Source organism: Skermanella aerolata KACC 11604, assembly GCF_000936425.1.
Taxonomy (GTDB): Bacteria; Pseudomonadota; Alphaproteobacteria; order Azospirillales; family Azospirillaceae; genus Skermanella; species Skermanella aerolata.
Map to the genome: position 1 here is coordinate 54684 of NZ_AVFK01000034.1, position 18188 is coordinate 72871.

18 protein-coding genes and 1 pseudogene are annotated in these 18188 nt (G+C 60.1%); 7 read left to right on the forward strand and 12 right to left on the reverse strand.

What is annotated here, in order from left to right:
* The first annotated feature begins 8 nt into the window (after positions 1-8).
* Both N826_RS29395 and N826_RS29400 read left to right on the forward strand, forming a co-directional pair.
* Positions 9-1226: a mandelate racemase/muconate lactonizing enzyme family protein gene (locus N826_RS29395; protein WP_044434835.1), complete on the forward strand. Its 1218-nt coding sequence runs from the start codon at positions 9-11 to the stop codon at positions 1224-1226.
* A gap of 660 nt (positions 1227-1886) precedes the next feature.
* Complete coding sequence (locus tag N826_RS29400; protein WP_044434792.1) at positions 1887-2084, forward strand: hypothetical protein; 198 nt, start codon at positions 1887-1889, stop codon at positions 2082-2084.
* 228 nt (positions 2085-2312) lie between these two features.
* Here N826_RS29400 and N826_RS43490 read toward each other — a convergent pair whose 3' ends face one another.
* Positions 2313-2453 (reverse strand): hypothetical protein, encoded by a 141-nt coding sequence (locus N826_RS43490; protein WP_157599377.1) that lies wholly within the window; start codon positions 2451-2453, stop codon positions 2313-2315.
* A gap of 41 nt (positions 2454-2494) precedes the next feature.
* Here N826_RS43490 and N826_RS29405 point away from each other — a divergent pair, with 41 nt between their 5' ends.
* Positions 2495-3940, forward strand: a complete 1446-nt coding sequence (locus N826_RS29405; protein WP_084721272.1) for a M10 family metallopeptidase C-terminal domain-containing protein — start codon at positions 2495-2497, stop codon at positions 3938-3940.
* A 117-nt stretch (positions 3941-4057) separates the two neighbouring features.
* On the opposite strand, the gene N826_RS29410 is transcribed toward N826_RS29405, so the two are convergent.
* A complete protein-coding gene (locus N826_RS29410; RefSeq protein WP_044434796.1) occupies positions 4058-4276 on the reverse strand; it encodes a hypothetical protein in 219 nt (72 codons plus the stop codon).
* A gap of 158 nt (positions 4277-4434) precedes the next feature.
* A complete protein-coding gene (gene alkB, locus N826_RS29415) occupies positions 4435-5091 on the reverse strand; it encodes a DNA oxidative demethylase AlkB (protein WP_044434797.1) in 657 nt (218 codons plus the stop codon).
* Between the two features lie 213 nt (positions 5092-5304).
* Here alkB and N826_RS29420 point away from each other — a divergent pair, with 213 nt between their 5' ends.
* From N826_RS29420 to N826_RS29430, 3 genes are all read left to right on the forward strand, one after another.
* A complete protein-coding gene (locus tag N826_RS29420) occupies positions 5305-5967 on the forward strand; it encodes a DNA-3-methyladenine glycosylase family protein (protein WP_247870473.1) in 663 nt (220 codons plus the stop codon).
* A 101-nt stretch (positions 5968-6068) separates the two neighbouring features.
* Positions 6069-7151 (forward strand): asparaginase, encoded by a 1083-nt coding sequence (locus N826_RS29425; RefSeq protein WP_211099414.1) that lies wholly within the window; start codon positions 6069-6071, stop codon positions 7149-7151.
* A 697-nt stretch (positions 7152-7848) separates the two neighbouring features.
* Positions 7849-8736: a diacylglycerol/lipid kinase family protein gene (locus N826_RS29430; protein WP_169789433.1), complete on the forward strand. Its 888-nt coding sequence runs from the start codon at positions 7849-7851 to the stop codon at positions 8734-8736.
* A 605-nt stretch (positions 8737-9341) separates the two neighbouring features.
* On the opposite strand, the gene N826_RS29435 is transcribed toward N826_RS29430, so the two are convergent.
* The 4 genes from N826_RS29435 to N826_RS29450 form a co-directional block, all read right to left on the reverse strand.
* Entirely contained in the window at positions 9342-10148 is an 807-nt protein-coding gene (locus N826_RS29435; protein WP_044434803.1) for a hypothetical protein, read from the reverse strand.
* 214 nt (positions 10149-10362) lie between these two features.
* A complete protein-coding gene (locus tag N826_RS29440) occupies positions 10363-11376 on the reverse strand; it encodes an IS30 family transposase (protein WP_044434805.1) in 1014 nt (337 codons plus the stop codon).
* A gap of 204 nt (positions 11377-11580) precedes the next feature.
* Entirely contained in the window at positions 11581-11895 is a 315-nt protein-coding gene (locus N826_RS29445; RefSeq protein WP_169789434.1) for a hypothetical protein, read from the reverse strand.
* Between the two features lie 181 nt (positions 11896-12076).
* On the reverse strand, positions 12077-12778 hold the full coding sequence (locus tag N826_RS29450) for a hypothetical protein (protein ID WP_044434809.1): 702 nt from the start codon (positions 12776-12778) through the stop codon (positions 12077-12079).
* An 898-nt stretch (positions 12779-13676) separates the two neighbouring features.
* On the opposite strand from N826_RS29450, the gene N826_RS29455 reads away from it, so the two are divergent.
* Entirely contained in the window at positions 13677-14606 is a 930-nt protein-coding gene (locus N826_RS29455) for a recombinase family protein (RefSeq protein WP_244619696.1), read from the forward strand.
* 48 nt (positions 14607-14654) lie between these two features.
* On the opposite strand, the pseudogene N826_RS43495 reads toward N826_RS29455, so the two are convergent.
* From N826_RS43495 to N826_RS29480, 5 genes and pseudogenes are all read right to left on the reverse strand, one after another.
* A pseudogene (locus tag N826_RS43495) lies at positions 14655-15044 on the reverse strand (DUF4158 domain-containing protein); the annotation flags it as partial.
* Positions 15045-15154: 110 nt separating this feature from the next.
* A complete protein-coding gene (locus tag N826_RS29465; protein WP_044434815.1) occupies positions 15155-15619 on the reverse strand; it encodes a hypothetical protein in 465 nt (154 codons plus the stop codon).
* A gap of 137 nt (positions 15620-15756) precedes the next feature.
* The gene (locus N826_RS29470) at positions 15757-16641 is read right to left on the reverse strand and encodes a hypothetical protein (protein WP_044434817.1); all 885 of its coding nucleotides are present in this window, start codon (positions 16639-16641) and stop codon (positions 15757-15759) included.
* 24 nt (positions 16642-16665) lie between these two features.
* Positions 16666-17514 carry an ATP-binding protein gene (locus N826_RS29475; RefSeq protein WP_147041011.1) on the reverse strand — a complete coding sequence of 283 codons (849 nt, stop codon included), beginning with the start codon at positions 17512-17514 and terminating at the stop codon, positions 16666-16668.
* A 2-nt stretch (positions 17515-17516) separates the two neighbouring features.
* Positions 17517-18017, reverse strand: a complete 501-nt coding sequence (locus tag N826_RS29480; RefSeq protein ID WP_044434821.1) for a hypothetical protein — start codon at positions 18015-18017, stop codon at positions 17517-17519.
* Positions 18018-18188 lie beyond the last annotated feature (171 nt).

Sequence of the window (18188 nt, forward strand, 5' to 3'; positions counted from 1 at the left end):
TGACCGGAATGTCGAAGGTGCAATGCGTCCGTACGATCCGCATCGCGGAGCGACCGAACCTCATCTGGGTAGAGATCGAGACGGATGAAAGACTGATCGGGCTGGGAGAGTCCTTTCGCGGTGTCCAGGCTGTCGAAGCGGTGATCCACGAGCAGATTGCACCCTGGCTGATCGGCCGCGTCTCCCGTCGCATCGAAGCAGTATCGCGCTACCTGATGACGCCATATCTGGGATTTCACTGCACTGGAGCCGAGATGCGCGCCGCAAGCGCCATCGATCTGGCGCTCTGGGATCTCGCGGGAAAGCGTCACGGGATCCCGGTGCATGAGGCTCTGGGAGGAGCGATGCGCACGGAGATCCGCGCCTACAACACCTGCGCCGGCTACGCCTATAATACCGGCGGCGTTGGACGGCGGGAGAATTGCGCGACCGACACGGTGGTCGGCCCCTATGACGATCAGGTCGCCTTCATGCGCGATGCGGGCGGCTTGGCCGAGAGCCTTCTGTCGGAGGGCTTCACGGCCATGAAGATCTGGCCGCTCGACATCTACGCCGAAGCCTCGGGCGGTCAGATGATAAGCCTGTCTGATCTGAACGCCGGACTGGAGCCGTTCCGCCGGATCCGCGCCGCGGTCGGCGACCGGATCGACATCATGTGCGAGTTGCACAGCCTGTGGAGCGCCAATGCCGCTCTCCGGATCTGCCAGGCGCTCGAGGATCTCAGCATCTTCTGGGTCGAGGACCCGATCGCAAAGATGAGCGACACCAGGGCGTTGGCCGACCTGCGCCGCCGGACGCGCGTGCCGATCTGCGGCAGCGAGACGCTGGGCGGCGCCGTGTCGTTTCGTCAGTTGCTGGAGGCTGACGCGGCCGATGTCATTATGCTCGACCTTGCCTGGTGCGGCGGGTTGACGGAGGGCCGGAAGATCGCCGCCCTGGCCGAAGCGCATGCCAGACCGCTGGCGCCGCACGACTGCACCGGACCAGTCACACTGATGGCCGGCCTGCAACTTGCCCTGCATGCACCGACCGCAATCTTCCAGGAGGTCGTGCGGGCACCGCTGGCCACATGGTACCGCGACCTCGTCACCGATCTTCCGGTGATCGTGAACGGTATGGTGCAGGCGCCCGTCGCACCGGGCCTTGGAACATCCCTGTTGCCGGAGGTGCGCCACCGGCAGGACGTCCTGGTCTGCGAGTTCGGCGAATCGATGCCTCGCGGATGACCCGATATCCGGATGAGATTTTCAGACGATGCTGACTGACCACGTCACGCAAGCTGCGGCACCTTTGTACAGTAATTTCAATCAGCGCTGAAATAACGACGTCTAAAAAGGGCATTGATACTCCCCGGCTCCATGTCCTTATCGCTGCTGCGATGATCGGCATCGCGGCACTTGCCGCTTCCCGGGCTTTTGTCCCCCCAGTCGCTGAAACATACGGTCGGTCAGAGATACTCCTCCGGAAGAGAAGCGGGTGGACAGGCCGCCGCATCAGCGTCTGACGCACCGTCGGCCCCAGGATGAAGCTTGCGTCGCGCCGGAAGGTTGTGGCCAGCTACTAGCGCGCCCTCTGCCCTGCATCTGGCACGCAGGCAGCGGAAAGCCATGAACCACAGCTGGTTAGCTTCCGACCACCGGAACAGCCAGGCTGGCGCCGAGGGATGCTCGCGCTTGGCATTATCGAGCACCGCTTGGCCGACGGTCAAGCGTATGACGGCCCTGATCGCGATGCGGGGCGCGTCGGGGACCTCATGATCCCAGGCGCGCCCCGCTTTTGACCGCCGCTCAGACGAACTGTGTGTCGCCGGCGGCCAGTTCCGTGACGCCGACCAGCTTGAAGGTCTCGGTGCCGCCTGCGTGCTTCAGGGTCCAGACGTCACCAGTGTGCAAATCTCCATCCCGATCGGGATCATCCATTTCGACATCTGGATAATGGTCGCCACCGCCCTGCTCTTGGTGGCGTTCGAAACCACCGGCTGGCGCGTCACCCGCTGGGAAGGTGCGGCACTTCTGGCATGTTATGGGGGATACATCGCGGTCCAGTTCTCTCCAGACGCCCGGGCGCTGCTTGGGATCGCATGAACGACTTGTCGCCCTGATCTCCCTTTGCCATGGTGCAGGCCAGCATCGTGTCCACGGGACATCCCTGTCCCCGCTCCCGCATCGCGCCGCCAACGCCGGAGACGATTTCGCCGATGATCCCGCCGATGGCGATCCCGCTCATTCCCGTAGTCCCGTTTTGTTTCTGAGCCGGCTGAGCATACGGAAAGGTCGGATCAGCAGGTCAAGGCCCGCATCGCTGACGCCGTATCAGTCGAGCAGTTCCTGACGGACTTTCAGCACCTGGACCAGACCGAAGATCAACGGTTGAAGACCCTGCGCTATCGCCAGCAGACTCAGCGCGATAGGAACGGTCGAGGATCCTATGGCTGACAGTTCATCAAGTCTCACACGTCCTAGTATTTAGAAATACTTTACGCATCGCGTGTGACATGGTCGGCGTGATCATCCTATTTCACGAGGTTGAGATGAGCGACTACTCGCGTAAAACTTGGCCCATGATGGACAGTTCCATGCCCATCAATAGAACGACAGAAGCGACAGGAACGGACGGTCGCGATCAGTTCGATGGCAATGATTCCATCTCCACCGTCGCGCTCGGCAAAGGCGACGACGTTTATAGAGTAACCCTGGATCAGCAGGCGGTGGAGGCGCCCGGTGAGGGCACCGACATGTTCTGGCTGAACGCCCCAACCGGCGAAGCCCGAAGCGCAACGCCCTACCAGCTGCCCGAGAATGTTGAGCTCACCTACGTCAATGTCTGGGGCGCCGTCAATCTGATCGGCAGCAGTGGCGACAATGCCATCATTTTATCACGCGATGACGATATCATCGATGGCGGCAAGGGTGACGATCTGCTGTGGGGCAACAACGGCCACGACCTGTTCATCGTTTCCGCCGGCAACGGCAATGACTCGCTGGTGGACTTCAATGTCGAACCCTGGCGTCAGGGCGGCAACTATGGGCCCGATAAGATGCAGCTCAACGGCTACGACTTTGCCGATTTCAGCGCCGTCGTCTCCGCCATGCGCGAGGAGCCCACGCTCGACATGGTGGGACGGCCGACTACCGACGTCATCCTCGACCTTGGGAATGGCGAACATCTGACCTTCTTCGACCGGACGATCGCCAGCTTCAGGGCTGAGGAGTTCGATCTGAGCGGCTGCACCGGAGCTTCCGGACCACGGCCGTTCGACCTGCCGTCCAGCATACGCTGGGAATATGCCAGGCATGGCGGGGAGGGTGCCGATACCATGATCAGCACCGACAATTCCTTCTACCTGCACCAGAAGTTCGATGGCAAGGGCGGCATCGACGTCATGGATGGCGGTCCCGGGGACGACATCTACGTGGTGGACAGCCTGCGCGGCGACACCGTCATCGAACGCGCAGGTTATGGCATCGATACCGTCATCAGCTGGGCCAGTCGCTACGCGCTGGCGGCCAATGTCGAGAACCTGGAGCAGCGCGGCACCTACACCTCGTGGATGACCGGCAACGACCTGGACAACCGCATCCTCGGCAACGACGCCAGGAACTTCATCCGCGGCGAAGCCGGCCGCGACATCATCACCGGTGGCGGTGGTGCCGATGACCTCCGGGGCGGCGCCGGAGGCGACATGTTCGTTTATGCCACCGCGAGCGACGGCGGTGACACCATCCACGACTTCAAGCCGGGCGAGGACCTGATCGATCTCCGGCCGCTGTTCACCGGCGGCGATGCTGCGGCGGATCAGGTCCAACTGGCCCAGGTCGGTGCTTCAACGCAGATCCGGTTCGATGCGGATGGAGGAAGCACCGCTCAAGGCGTCCTGCTCGCCACCCTGATTGGTGTTGGCGTTAACGATCTAAATGCCGGCAATGGCCTGGTAGTCTGAGGCATCGGAGGCTCGCACCAGGGTCGCCAAGCCTCTGGTGCGAGCTCTGCAAAGATAGGTTTGGGAATCCCGAATCCGCGCCAGGGCCGGCTGCGCTTGAACTAATCCTGCAATGCGTTAAAGCTTTCGCATGGCCCCGATAACCAATACAACAAGCACCAGAATCCAGATGGACAGCAATATACCGGGATGAGGATTGGCAAAGTATCCAACCCCGAGCATGATGCCGTTCAAGGATTTGAATGACACCGCGTAGCCGCCGCCCTCCGGCAAGGCCATCTTTCCGGCGGCCAGGGTGACAACCACAAACCCCATTACGAGAATGATCATAAACATAGTATGAAAAACCGATAAGCGCAGATTTGTGAGGCATGGCCAGCTATCTGGCAAAACCAGACCTGGGCAGCGGCTCAGGACTATTCAGATTTCCAGCTCAGGGACACCAATTTTCGTGGCTCCGCTGTCTGCTGCACCATCCGCGGCATACACATCGATCAGAGAGCGCCCCGGAATGTCAGATTGAGGCGCATGCGGCCGGTCTTTGGGTGCTCGCCGTCCTTCAGCGCTGGAATCCCATGAAAGAAAAGGCGCGACGGTCCGCCCCAAACCGCGACGTCGCCATGACGAAGGGGATATGTGACAACCGGATCGCTTCGCTTCGAGCCGCCGAACTGGAACGTTGCCGGCAGGCCGAGAGACACTGAGACGATGGGCTTGGCGAAGTCACGCTCGTCCTTGTCCTGATGGAGCGACAGCCGGGTTCCCGGTGTGTAGCGGTTGATCAGGCAAGCATCCGGTCGAAAGCCGGGATAGCCTGCTTCGGCGGCCGCCTCGGTCGCGAGCCGGGAAAAACTGTCGGGCATCGCGGGCCAGGGGCGCCGCGTTTCAGGATCGACCGGGTCATAGCGATAGCCGCTCCGGTCCGTCACCCAGCCGGCGGCGCCACAGTTGGTCATAGCCACGGACATGGCGTAGCCTCCCGGGGTGACCATGTTGCGGAAGGGGGATTGCGCCGCGATTTCAGTTATGGCACCCAGAAGCTCATCTTCGACCGGCAGGGCATAACCCCGCAGAAGCAACGCACCATCCCCCATCCTGAGGTGGGACGGTTGGCTGGGATCGGACAGGTCGGCGAACGGATCGTTTATCATCAGGTGTTCTCGTTTTATGATCACGGCCGATCATGCGCGAAAAGGGCACGACGTAGTTCTCCATTGGCAAGATGGTCTTGCCCACCGGCCTTCGCCACTCCCTGGGCGTTCACTCCTTGGGCTGGAGTGCATCATCTGCTATCGGATTCAGTTCTGGAGCGGCTCCTTTTCTGGGAACAAGGCTGTTTTGCGCAAAGACGGAAGGCCATCCTTATGACCCCAGCTATGAGCCATAAACCACGCTATGCACAGGCGGCGGAATTCCTGCGAAACGTGGATGAGGACTGGGCTTGCCTCGTCGATCTGGTCGGCCCCTGCACGCATGACCCAAAAGCCGCGCGAGAGCCCTATGAGGCTCTGGTCCGGGCGATCGCCTATCAGCAGCTGACGGCAAAGGCGGGCGATGCGATCATCGCCCGGCTGAAAGCGCTCCGCCCGGGCTCGTCCTTCCCGACACTGGAACAGATCATCGTCGCTGAGTTCGACGCTCTGCGCGCCTGCGGCTTCTCCGGCAGCAAGATCGCGACGATCAAGGCGATCTCCGAAGGCTCGCTTTCCGGCCTCGTGCCGTCGCGTGCGGCTGCCGCCGGGATGGACGACGAGGATCTCATCCGGCGCATCACCGCCATCAAGGGGATCGGGCGCTGGACGGTGGGAATGCTGCTGATGTACTCGCTGGAGCGCCCCGACATCCTGCCGGTGGACGACTTCGGCGTCCGCGAAAGCTACCGCCTGCTGAAGGGTCTTGGCGAGCAGCTCAAGCCCAGGGATCTGCGCGAGATCGGCAAGGCATGGTCGCCGTACCGGACGGTTGCGTCCTGGTATCTGTGGCGCGTCCCGCGCGAACGAGGGAGGGTGCTGCCGCAGAGCTCTTGAAGGGCAGTTATGCCATACAGCAGCCTCGCCACTTGCGACCGGTGCGTATTCCGCATCTCGCCCTGTTGATCTGTCGGGGAAACAAAAAATGGAAATGCATCATGTCCAAATTTACTGAAAGCCACTGCCTGAGAAGCGGCTTTGCATCCTTCATCACGGCGGCTGTCATGTCCGTGACCGTCTGTTCCGGTGAAGCAGTTGCCGCGGATCTGCCGACCATCGCCATCATCGCCACAGGCGGCACCATCGCCATGAAGATCGATCCGGCGACAAACGCGCCGGTTCCTGCTCTGTCCGGCGAGGACCTGATTGCTGCGGTTCCCAAGCTGAAGGAAATCGCCAATGTGAAGGTGATCGAGTTCAGCAATGTCCCGAGCGACTACATGGGACCAGACCTTTGGCCCGGGCTGGCCAGAAAGGTCGATGAAGTCCTGGCCGATCCCGCCATTGCCGGCGCCATCATATCGCACGGGACGGACACCCTGGATCAGACGGCCTACTTTCTCGATCTGGCCGTCAGGAGCGACAAACCCGTCGTCGCCGTCGGCGCCCAGCGAAACGCCTCCGACTGGGACACCGATGGTCCCAGGAACCTTCTGAATGCCGCTCGGCAGGTGACGACACAGGGCGCCGGCGCGCTGGGCGTCACCATCACGATGAACAACTACATCAATGCCGCCCGCGATGCCCGCAAGACCCACACCAGCAACGTCCAGACATTCAACTCGGGGGATATGGGCTACCTGGGATATGTCGATGAGGATCGCGTGGTATTCTCCCGGGCGCCGCTGAGGCGCCAGCACCTGGATCTGCCCGAGCAACTGCCGCGGGTCGATCTGATCGCGATGCAGGCCGGCAGCGATGGCCGCTACGTCAGGCATGCCGCCGACACGGGGTCCAAGGCAATCGTGATCGAGGCCTACGGCTGGGGCAATCTGAACGACGCCATGTACGACGCGATAGCCTTTGCCCGCGAGAAAGGCGTGATGGTCGTCATCGCAACCAAGGTCTACAACGGGCGAGCACTGCCGGTGTACGGCTTCAAGGGCGGCGGCGCCACCACCAAGAAGCTGGGTGCCGTGTTCGCGGACGACCTGACACCCGACAAGGCCCGGGTTCTGACGATGCTTGCCCTGCCTAAGGCCTCAACCCCTGAAGCCCTCCAGGCCGTTTTCGACAAATAGACCCTGCAGAAAAAGAGCCGCCCGGATCGTTCCGGGCGGCGAGGGAATTCGTTGGGGAGGAGCCATCCATTAGATGACGAAAACATTGTGCGGCCTGAGGGCCGGAATTGCTATGAAGGGCGTCACACGGCTGAGATTTCCAGCATCTTTCCTGGCTATCAGCGACCATGTTCCGAAGTTCATGGTACCGGGGACTTTCCTGAACAGCACTCCGTTCAAAACGACCTTACCCCGCTCAGAAAGAAGACAGCTTCGATTCTTGTGGTTGTATTCAGCGCCTCGCGTACATACTAGGGTCTCTTGCAAACCGGAGTGATTTTGGTGAGAGATGGCCGTGATCATCAGGACGCCCAACGAAGTCAGTCGGCTGGCTCACTGGAAGGTATCGGAAGAGTTCCGGGTCGATTGTCACCCCGGTTACATTGGAAAGCCCTCTTTTGGACAGGAAAGAGTCCTTGGATACCCCTAAACTTGGTTCAGAGAGATGGGCTGCGGAACCGAACTCACCCGATAGACCTGTTGGTTAAGGCAAATGCAGTTCGTTATGCGCAAATTGCCATCCCGACTGTTGAGGGACTGAAATCGGGTGGTTATGCCGCGCGATGGCTTTTTGTCACAACTTTTGGGGTTGGGGCGTAATCGGCCACGTACAGCAGCCGACGTCACAATCCAGCGAATGATAAAGGTTACTTTGTGTATGCGCGTACTTCTGGTCTGCAGTCCCTCCGCCGCCAATGACGGTCCGTCACAGGATGATCTGAGGTCGATGTTCCGCCAGGAGGGTATCGAACCGACCTGCCGCCTGATCAGTGAGATCGATCTTTCTGAAGCTCTCCACGACAAACCAGACCTCGTCGTCGCGGTGGGCGGCGACGGGACAGTATCCTCGATCCTGACCCAGATGCCAGGCTGCGGCATACCGGTCGCTGTCCTGCCTCAGGGCACCGCTAATAACATCGCGCGATCGCTTGGGGTCTACGGTTCAGCGCGGCAGATCATCGCAGGCCTGAAAACCGGACATCCGATGGCAGTTGATATCGGCGTGGCGACGGGTGCCTGGGGCAGGCACCGCTTCGTCGAAGGCGTCGGTCTTGGTCTTCTCGTGCAGGCTATGGCGGATATCAATGCCGCCGGAACCGCGGGCGACGAGCAGTTGCGGTCCTGTAGGAAGGAGTTCGCGACGAAACTGATCGAGGAGGAGTGTCACCATTTCGATGTTTCCGTGGATGGACATGATCTTTCAGGTGACTACCTGATCTTCGAGATCATGAACATCGGCTATGTCGGCCCGGTCTTGCCGCTGGCGCGGAAGGCCGATCCCGGTGACGGATTGCTGGATATCGTCTACAGCACCGCGATCCGCCGCGGAGAGATGCTGCAATGGCTCAGCACCGGCCTGAAAGGCTTGGATCCTCCGGTCGAGGTTGTGCGGGGCCGGAAAATCGAAGTCGCTGAAGCAGGCACTGCATTGCGCTTGGGAGACAACTTCTCGTCATCACCAGCCAAGGCCGGCAAAATGGTGGTTGAACTGGAACATGAGCAGGCATCCGTCATCATTCCTTCGACGATTTCTGGGCAGACGTGACTGTCACGCCACCTGAGACTGGTTTCGAATAGCGCACCATATTGCCAGTAAATCCAGTTCACGGTACTGGCGCCTGGCAGTCGCTGAGCATTTTCGCCCAAAGGAATATCCACCATCACCGACCCAGATTCTGAAACGGCTGCCGAGAAGATCGCATACAAGTCGGACCTGATCCGAATCATGCCAGAGGTGCTACGTGACATGGCGGGGGTTCGAACATACCCTGCGGTTATACTTGGTTATACTTGGTTATACTTGCTAATGCTTGCTGGCGAAGAGACGTGCCGGCTCTCTTCAGCGCAATGTCGATGAACCGTCCGCCGGCCATTGGTCGCGGGCGGTTTTTTGCCAACAATCTTACCGTGTTCTGGCAATCCGGCATCTCCTCCATTCCGTGCTAGTCGGGCAGGATTTTCTTTCCAGCCCTGAAAGCGGGAGCGCGCCCAGCCATTGCCGCCTCGCTCTCAAACCAAACAAAGCCCGTCATGTTCCGACCTTTCCGATAGTTCCCGGACGTGCCATCGTCCTTTTCCCAGCGTGAGGATCAGACAGGCGAAATGTCAAAACCGGGTAAATCAGGCGACCCGTCGGGGGCTTGGGTCTTCTTATCGAAAAATCCGGCCAAATCTTCGGGGAGCGAGCTTGAGGATGCCGGCCAGCCGGTCCAGGGCGCCCTCGGCCGAGCGCCAAGCATCTTGGATGCTCCGGTCGTAGACCTTGTGGTACTCGTGAAGGGGCAGGCCGTGGCGATTGTATACCTCGTGGTCCTCGGTCATGAGATGCAGGAGCCCCTCGGCGGCTACCATATCGGGCTGATCCTTGAGCAGTGCTATCTGGTATGTCCCGAGTTCATTGAGAAGGTCGTAAATGGCGTTTCGTGTTTCCGACACGCGATCCGAAAACTCCTGTCCGAGCAGGGCATGGTCTCGCCAGTCCGTCGGCCACCACTCCCTCGGGACCTGCACCGTTCCTATGAAATCCATGGACAGCTTCGTCAGTTCCAAGTGCATGTTGCTTGTTTCGTCGTAGTCATCGAGACGGATGAACTCCCCGAAATACCCCAGACGATCGGAATAATTCATGACAAGGTTCCGCTGCATTTGCCGATAACTGGCGACCGACGCATCAAAGCGCGCTTTCTCAAGGCGGGTCTGGTGCCGGTCGGACGCGATGGCGTCCATGTAGGCAATGACCGCCGCCAGGATCGTCATGTCGGCCGCCACCAGAGCCCCCCTGTATCCCATGTTCATCGCCTCGCGGGACGCTTCCAAGACCATCTCGGCCGACCTGAGCGTAGCCGCGGCCCCGATCTCGGCCGCCCATATCGCGGCATCGGCCTGGACCTCGGCGCTCCGGTACGAGGTCCAGCCGCCAAGGTCGAATTTCGGCTGCTGTTCGATGAACCGCATCATGGTCCGCCCGCGTTCCGTCAAACGAGTATCACGACCGGGGGTAGACCGGGGCGGCGCGGCGTCTGTCAACATGACATATGCTGCGGGGCAGGGCGGAGCCGGACCCGAGCCTTTCTCGGAGCGTCGCCGGTCCGGTCTTCCTGACGGGGAATCCGCCCCATAGGGCGAGGTACATCTTACATTCAAGGCGAAGTGCAACAGGGCTGGCGTCAACCTACCGTGGGGCAGGTAGGGAGGCGAGCTTCGAGGCGAAGACCTCGGCCGGAGTTCGGTAGCCCAGACAGCGGCGTGGAGTTGTGTTGAGCCGTTCGGCAACGTTCGCCAGCGCAGCCGATGAGCGTTGCTCGGCCGCGCTGGTGAGGGGCAGGTGCCGTCGGATGCGTCCGTTGGCGTTCTCCACACCGCCTTTCTGCCAGGGACTGTGAGGATCGCAGAAGTAGCTTTCTGCGGCCTGCAATGTGCGCCAGGCGGCGAACTCGGTATCGCGATCGAAGGTCACGGTCCTGCGCGCCGCCGACGGCAAGGTGCCCAGTGCCACCTCGATCCGCCCCATGACCGGCAAGGACCGTCGATCCGGGTTGGAGAGCAAAATCAGATAACGGCTTTGCCGCTCGACCAGCGTCGTCAGGTTGACTGTTCCGGTGGTGCGGGCAAAGATGACCAGATCTCCTTCCCAGTGCCCGAACACGTCACGGTTCGCCACCTCCACCGGCCGCCGTTCAATGCCACGCTCGGTGGGAAACGGGCCACGGCGCGGCTTTCGGCCGAACCGCTGCCGCCGTCGGCGCCGGGCCAAGGCCAGCATCTCGAACAACCGGCCACGCCGGCCCTCCGGGCCATAAACGAACTGATAGATCGTTTCGTGCGACACCGTCCCAAGTCCGTTCGACACATGCTTGAGCCGACCCGCGATCTGCTGCGGCGACCAGCCGGACCGCAGTTTCGCAACCACATGCTCGCGCAGGTTTCCTCGCCGGGTCAGCTTGGCCTGATGGCCCCGGCGCCGCCGTGCACTGTCGTCGGCCGGCAAACAATAGTACCCGCGGTAGTCCTTGCCCCATCGGTCGCGGAAGCTCGTGTGGTGGAAATTGCGTCCAATCTCCCGATGAACCGTCGAGCGATGTCGCCCCAGACGGCGGGCGATCACGGCCACCGGAACACCGGCGGCGACCAGATCCTGGATCTGACGGCGCTCCGCCAGATCGATGTGCGAGTAGTGCAGTCCCATGCCAGCCCTCGATGTCCAAACCATTGCAAAACAACAAAAGTCGCACTTCAGTTTAGAACTCACCATAAAGTATAAGTATGTTGTATAATGTGAATTCTGGAAAATGAAGGGCTTAGTTGGCCGGGCAGGGCGCTATCCCGGCGGCGGCCGGTCGTGGGTCTAGCCGATCATCCCTCACGCCAATCTCACTGTCACCGATCTCGCCTATTCACGTCGATCCCGAATCGCGAGGTCATTCAACAACCTGTCCAGTTTGTCGTTCATCCTGTCCTGGTTGGCTTTGATCCCGCCAAGGTCCGCGTTGATCCCGTCCAGGCTGTCGCCCATCCTGTCCGCGCTGGCGATCATCCTGTCCAGGCTGGCGTTCATCCCGTCGAAGTTGGCGTCCATCCTGTCGAGGTTGGAGTTCATCCTGTCGAAGGTGCCCGACATCTGATCGAGATCTTGCCCAATCAGCCCCGGGTCGGCCCGGATCAGCTGGAGCTGCCCGCCACCCAACCAGAGCATGGCGATGATCATGCAGGCGCTGACGATCTGTACCGACAGCATGAAGTATGGCACGACCCGCGGCAGAACCCTGTCTCATGTCCGTCCCTGCGCCTCACGACAGCCCGACAGTCACTATGGCACGGCAGGGATGCCCACGCCAGATCTGGTCCCGGGCGTGCCGTTACCTGTTGGGTAATTCAAACGGACGCAGTCAGGCGATCAGCGCCTTCAGCTGATCGCGAACGACGGAATACGTCCTTCCCTTCGGAGCGGACAGGCGCTTGGCCCACTTGTGGACCGTCCCCACGGGTCGGTTCAAGGCCCGGGCCACGGCGGTCACGCGCTCGATCTGGGTGGTGGCGGTCGGTGCGAGGCTTACGCTCACCGCGGCGATCAGGGAACTCAGATATTCGTATTCCCTCAATCGATCATCGCCGAGAACGCAAAGGCGGGTGACGTAGTCCTCGGCAGCCTTTGTATATCTGTGCCTGGTCCAGCCATGGTCGGAAACAGCCTCGAATAATTGGTGTGCCAGGTCACGCTCGGGCTCATCCATCCCATCGATCCAGACATTTTCCCAGAACGATGATCCATCGTCAAAAAAGTACGTTAAATTGCAGTCATCGATATACACTCTTTCAGCGATCACTCTGCCTTCATCTTTCTGAAATGCGGCATCGACCACCAGGGCGATTTCCAGGTCCGGCAGCCCTCTTGCCTCAAGCGATACGCGGACCCAGCAAGACAGGGCTGTATAGATGCTGCGAGAACCGAAGTGTTTACACTGGGTATCGGTCCGCTCGGACTCGTCATAATCTTGATCCCAGACCTTGGAGACCCGGTAACGGCCGTCGCGGACGGCGGCGATGATTTCGGCGATCATGGCTTCGTCGGTCATAATTTCTTCGGTCATGAAGATCTACCCTTTTCCATTTGGAATTTACTTTCGAAAGATAAGGTGTACCTCTTTTGGGTTGAAGATAGCGGACCACCTTTTTCCAGTTGAAATTGATATTCAGATATTGGTTTACAGGTGATCAATCCGTCGAGAGGTTCTACCGAGTCAGCCGCCCGGCCCAGTTGGTGCACCGGAAGCGGCCAAAATCAGCCACGCGGTATCAGGTATGACTTATTTTCCATATAAAACAGCTACTTAGATAGACAGATCGGAATTTTAGCAGCATTAAACTCCGGCCTTCGGTGCCTGTTATGGCCTGGCGTCCCATAATCCAGGTTATCAGACGTCAGACGGTGGAATAACGCGGCGGTTCCGCGTTGGGACACTTCAAGAACGGCTTGGACCGCTGTCGGTTTACCGAGATCAATAGAAAGCGGTATGGACGAGCACATACATGATCTAAACCAGTAGACTTTTTTTACCGAGATCAGTAGAATTTCTGCTTCTGCTAGGAGATGTTTGGCGACATAGGTTACTGAGACTCACAGCTAAATCGGTCGCGTAATGCCGTTGGAACCTGGGTTTTTGAGACGGAGCAAAGGTTTATGAGACTGGCGGCTTGAATATCCGGTGAGCAGACTGTCTTTCCGACGCCACCGATCCGTTCATTCGACCTTTCATATCTCCCAGGATTCTCTACCGCCGCCATAGCTTCCTGCAATGCTGATCTGATTTGAGTGACGCCTAACTGCGTGTCGCGGGTCGATGCTGATTATCATGTCCTGGCAAATCGGCGGTAACGGCGCACCGATCTACCTGTTCAAACACATTGTACAGGTCGCCAAACGATCGTTTCCCGATGACGCATGAAAGTGTACAAAGGGGCGACTTCCACCGCGTTTGGACAAATAAAGTGGCTCTGATCGGCTACGCCCGCGTCTCGACCGAGGACCAGGCGACCTTCAGCCAGCTCGACGACCTCCGGGCCGCCGGCTGTCAGGTCATCTTCGAGGAGAAGGCGTCGGGCGCCAACCGGGCGCGTCCCGAACTGGCCCGGGCGGTGGCCCGGATCGGGCGCGGTGACATCCTGGTGGTCGCCCGGATCGACCGGCTGGCCCGCTCGCTGGTCCACCTGCTCGAGGTGATCGAGCGGGTCGAGGCGGTGGGCGGACACTTCAAGTCGCTGCGCGACCCGATCGACACCTCGACGCCACAGGGCAAGTTCGCCCTCCAGGTGCTCGGCGCCGCAGCCGAGCTGGAGCGCGCCCTGATTCGGGAGCGCACCAAGGCAGGCCTGCGGGCGGCCAAGGCGCGGGGCCGGGTGGGGGGCAATCCTGGCCTACGCCGACGCGACCCGGAGGCGATCCGCAAGCTCTCGGCCCTGCGCGACCGGCAATACATGGCGGAGCTGCTGGCGACCATGGACGCCTGGATGCCCAGGGTGCGCGCGATGCGGCCGGCGAATTCGTGGGGCAAGGTGGCCCGGGCGCTGGGCCGGCTCGGCTCGCCCGACCGTCCCTGGACGGCGGACCGGCTGTCGCGGGCGGTCCGCCGTCTCGTGTCAGAGGGATTGGCTGAGCCGGTCCTGATCGAGCCCGCGCCGCGCAGGCCGCCCAAGGACGACATCCTGCTGGTGATCGCCGGCATCAAAGGCGCCGATCCGGACCTGAGTCTGCGCGCCATAGCGTCGCGCCTGGAGGAGATGCGCATCCGCGCCCCGCGGGGCGGCACGAGCTGGTCGGCCTCGTCGGTCAAGGCGCTGCTCGACCGCGCCAAGCGGTTTGGCCTCGTCACGCCCGCTGACCAGGGGAGTGGGAACCGGCGGAAACCGCTTGGCAAATGAGGTTGGTTGAGGAGGTATGAATGCCTAAAATCCTTGACGCTTGAACCGGGTCAGTGAAGTCGTAAAGGCAATTTTGAAATCGTAAAGGAAAAGGGACACCGACAGTGTGCGATGATCTGGCTGGCTGAAGCGTCGGAACCCGAAGATAGCCTGCAGGACGGCGAAATGATCGTATCGGGTCGGGGCACGGGTCGCATAACCGGCCAATTCACGGGGATCGATATCAAGCTGCTCACCGGGCCTGATCAACCTGCCGTAATGGCGCAAGGCGCAGAGTTGAAGGGCAAAACCCAAACGGTTGTAGGATCGGTGACGGCTGGCGATCACCGCAATGTCTCCTGGATCCAACGTGTAGTGGCGGATCAGGTCAGCTTCAGCCACCGGGAGGGCAGACAGGGAAGTGATCTGGGCGTCAGTAAGCACGCGGCGGCGAGACACGAAGGCATTGTCCCTGTTGAGATACGGACTTCGGGCGGCGCCTCCAAATATCTTTGCGGCGTCATCAAGGCCGCCAGCCAGTCGAGATGAAGGAGGATCGGGAAACGGCATCAGTCCGGTTCGTCGCCGGCGATGGTCTGCTCACAGTATGGGTAGCCCTCTTCCTCGGCAACGGTGAGAACCTTGCGGCTCCTGTCCAGTTTGCCGCTGGCGTCGAAGCCGCAGCCGGCCAGTACCTTGCCGAAGCCGCCGCCACGCGTCCTGGTCTGGATACACATACGGACGGAGCCTCCTCGGGAGACCCTCTTGGCGAATATCTGGGACTCCATCGGCGCCACCAGGTCCTTGCGCGCCTCCCGCAGGCACGCCTGATAGAACGCCGATTTCTGCTCCTTCGTACCGGGATAGGGGACGATAGGCTTCGTCTTGTCGGTCTCGAGCAGCTCGACCACCGGGGAGAACGTCGTGCCGGCCGGCAAATGGAGCTTGTAGTTTTTGTTGATCTCGGGAGGCGTGTAGGAGGTGCAGGCGCCGGCAAGGAGGATCAGGAGCAGCGAACAGCGGGAAGGCCGCATGAAGTCACCGTAAAAAACTGGAAAACTCCGGTGATTCTACCTTGGGGCGGGAGCGAAAACAATATGACATTTTATCTATATTTACCGACGCCTGAAATCCTGCATGTTGATTCCAGCACGGCGGCGTGACCCGCCTGCTACGGAACGACCAGGTTGATCGGGCAGATGCTGCCGGACGCCACCTTCTGCCGGCAATTCGCCAGCGCGCCTCTCATGTCGTTCGCATCGGCCCACGACAGGGCAGCCTTCTCGTTTGCGCCGGCGACTCCGCCGAAGTGAATGCCGGTGAAGAAGACGACAGCCGCGACGGCCATGGCGGCACCCATCCCGATCAGGGCGTCCCGCTTCAGCAGGCGCTCTAACAGTGAAGGCTTGGGCTGCTCCTTAGGAAGAGCCTGCGGAACCTGAGGGCGGGGCTGCTGAGACTGCTGATGGCGACCCTGCTGAAGTTGAGAAGGGTGAGCTCGAGCGGTTTGGATTTGCTGATGGGGTTGCGGAGAGGCGGGAAGCCGTGCCTGCTGTCCAGCGTCGGCAAGGTTTTTATTCCTGATTTCCGCCTCGCTTAGCCTAACCCGCAGAGCGGCGATTTCCGCGTCTTTTCGGTCGATCGTGGCGGCAAACGCCGTCGAGGCGGCAGCGAACTTTTCTATGACGGCCGTATTCGCGGCGAGGTCCGAACTCAATTCGGCCATGGCGGCGAGAACGGATCCGGAGTGTTCCGCCTCCACCTTGTTGCCCAGTACGGCGTCGCGCAGCGAGGCGATAGCCTCCCTGATTTCGGAAAAACCGGAAAGGTCCTGCAGATCCGCCCTGGCTCGCTCTGCGGCGTCTCTGATGGATTGTGGCACGTCCTCTGCCGCTTCCCTGATCCATCCCAGCATGGCCAGAAACACGTGCATGGGGTCGTCGGGCGACAGTCCCATGTTCAGGCACATCTGCCAAATCTCGGATACGCGGGCCTCGGGCATACCCCTGGTGTAGTGCTTGAACAGGTCCAACCTGCCCTGATCGATGTCTGCCATGATGATCTCCCCTGCGTCTATCTCTTACTTCTTGTTGTATGAAAGGCCGAGATAGTCGCCGGCCTGATCGAACTGCGCGTCCAGTCTGTCCATCCACTGAATGACCCTTGACCTGTCCAGCAGGCGGAGCCTGGCATCCCGGCGCGCGTCCTCGAACCGGAGATGAAGCGCCTGAAGTATTGCAACGACATGCTGGGAGAGCGCCGGCATCGAAATGACCTTGCCGCCTCTCTTCAGAAGCACAGCCTTCTTGTTGCCTCCAACTTTCTCCCCGCCTATCACTCCACCGTCCCACAGGGCAAAGTCGCCTGGGTACTGCTCGAAAAACAGATTTTTCACGGCGACGTAATCAACCATGTCGCCAAACATGTCCAGCACTTCGCCAAGGGAGATGACGCTCTTCTCGTGATTCGTGATGGCGACGACGAAAGTGACTGCGTATCCGTACTGTTCGAAGTGTCGAACGAATCCTTCTCCTCGAGTAGCGCCCTCGTTGCTGATCGAGTCCAACAGCCGGCCCATCTGGCCACCAGGGATGTCAAACAACAGGACGCTGGCACCCGTCATTGGAGCTTCGTAGATGAACTTGCGCTGAGCAGGGTGAAGGATATCGAGCGGCATAACGCCTCTGAGGGGATCCTGTTCGGTCCTTATTACACCGTCAGGGTAACGCTCGCCGTAGACTTGAACAAGAGAACCATTGCCGCCATCGCAATCGAATGCGCCGCTAGAGCGACCTTCGCGACGATGACGCCCAAGAAGGGCTCTAACCAAATACGACTTCCCCGTTCCGCCGGCGGATATGAAGAATATCGCGCGCTTGCGGTGCCTGTTTCTGCCCCTCCCTGGCTTGCCTGCTACGGTGGTATTCATGATCAGAGATTCTCTGGCGAGTTTTTGTTAAGGTTGGCAATGAGGTCCGCATCCGGGGCGCCCGGTTTATAAGTCGGCTTGTAATCCGCATCGTCGCTGATGAACTCCTGCGATTTCTTCCATGCGGCAAACAACTCCATCTCATTCGGATCGATAAGCATGGCGTTGACCGAACGGATAGTCTCGCCGGGTTTGGTGGGCATGAACACGCCGGTGCCGCCACCTGTCAAAACGGCGATCGCCTGAATGATGTTTTTAACCTTTTCATGGTCCATGGTTTCCAGCGGAGCACATGCCTCGCGCATGGCAGGGCCGAGCTTTTCCGGCATGTAGATGTAGCTTTTGGCTAAGCCGAGCTTGGCCTTCTCCTGGCGCATCTTCTCCAGCCGATCTTTATTCTTTTTCCGAATCAGGTCTCTTGCCTTCTCTCTGGCGATATGCTCTTCCTCGATTTTTCTCAGGCGCTCTATCTCGGAAGCAGTAGGCTTGCGCGCGGCGGTCATGGCTTAAGTCCCATCAAGGTTGGAGTATTTTGCTCAGTGGTCATCTGTTCCTTTTCACGTAAGGAACAAGAATAATATTTTTCCTTACACATTCCTTACGCGTTCCTTACGTGCTCCTTTTGTGTAATTGCTCACGGTATTGGCGGGTTTTGAGCAGTCAGGCGACGGCGA

Coding starts and splice junctions, on each gene's coding strand:
- N826_RS29445 (WP_169789434.1), bottom strand. CDS start 11,895: ATGATCATCGCCATGCTCTGGTTGGGTGGCGGGCAGCTCCAGCTGATC.
- N826_RS29465 (WP_044434815.1), bottom strand. CDS start 15,619: ATGCGGCCTTCCCGCTGTTCGCTGCTCCTGATCCTCCTTGCCGGCGCC.
- N826_RS29450 (WP_044434809.1), bottom strand. CDS start 12,778: ATGACCGAAGAAATTATGACCGACGAAGCCATGATCGCCGAAATCATC.
- N826_RS29425 (WP_211099414.1), top strand. CDS start 6,069: ATGTCCAAATTTACTGAAAGCCACTGCCTGAGAAGCGGCTTTGCATCC.
- N826_RS29420 (WP_247870473.1), top strand. CDS start 5,305: ATGACCCCAGCTATGAGCCATAAACCACGCTATGCACAGGCGGCGGAA.
- N826_RS29480 (WP_044434821.1), bottom strand. CDS start 18,017: ATGACCGCCGCGCGCAAGCCTACTGCTTCCGAGATAGAGCGCCTGAGA.
- N826_RS29395 (WP_044434835.1), top strand. CDS start 9: ATGTCGAAGGTGCAATGCGTCCGTACGATCCGCATCGCGGAGCGACCG.
- N826_RS29435 (WP_044434803.1), bottom strand. CDS start 10,148: ATGATGCGGTTCATCGAACAGCAGCCGAAATTCGACCTTGGCGGCTGG.
- N826_RS29430 (WP_169789433.1), top strand. CDS start 7,849: ATGCGCGTACTTCTGGTCTGCAGTCCCTCCGCCGCCAATGACGGTCCG.
- alkB (WP_044434797.1), bottom strand. CDS start 5,091: ATGATAAACGATCCGTTCGCCGACCTGTCCGATCCCAGCCAACCGTCC.
- N826_RS29440 (WP_044434805.1), bottom strand. CDS start 11,376: ATGGGACTGCACTACTCGCACATCGATCTGGCGGAGCGCCGTCAGATC.
- N826_RS29410 (WP_044434796.1), bottom strand. CDS start 4,276: ATGTTTATGATCATTCTCGTAATGGGGTTTGTGGTTGTCACCCTGGCC.
- N826_RS29475 (WP_147041011.1), bottom strand. CDS start 17,514: ATGAATACCACCGTAGCAGGCAAGCCAGGGAGGGGCAGAAACAGGCAC.
- N826_RS29470 (WP_044434817.1), bottom strand. CDS start 16,641: ATGGCAGACATCGATCAGGGCAGGTTGGACCTGTTCAAGCACTACACC.
- N826_RS29405 (WP_084721272.1), top strand. CDS start 2,495: ATGGTCGGCGTGATCATCCTATTTCACGAGGTTGAGATGAGCGACTAC.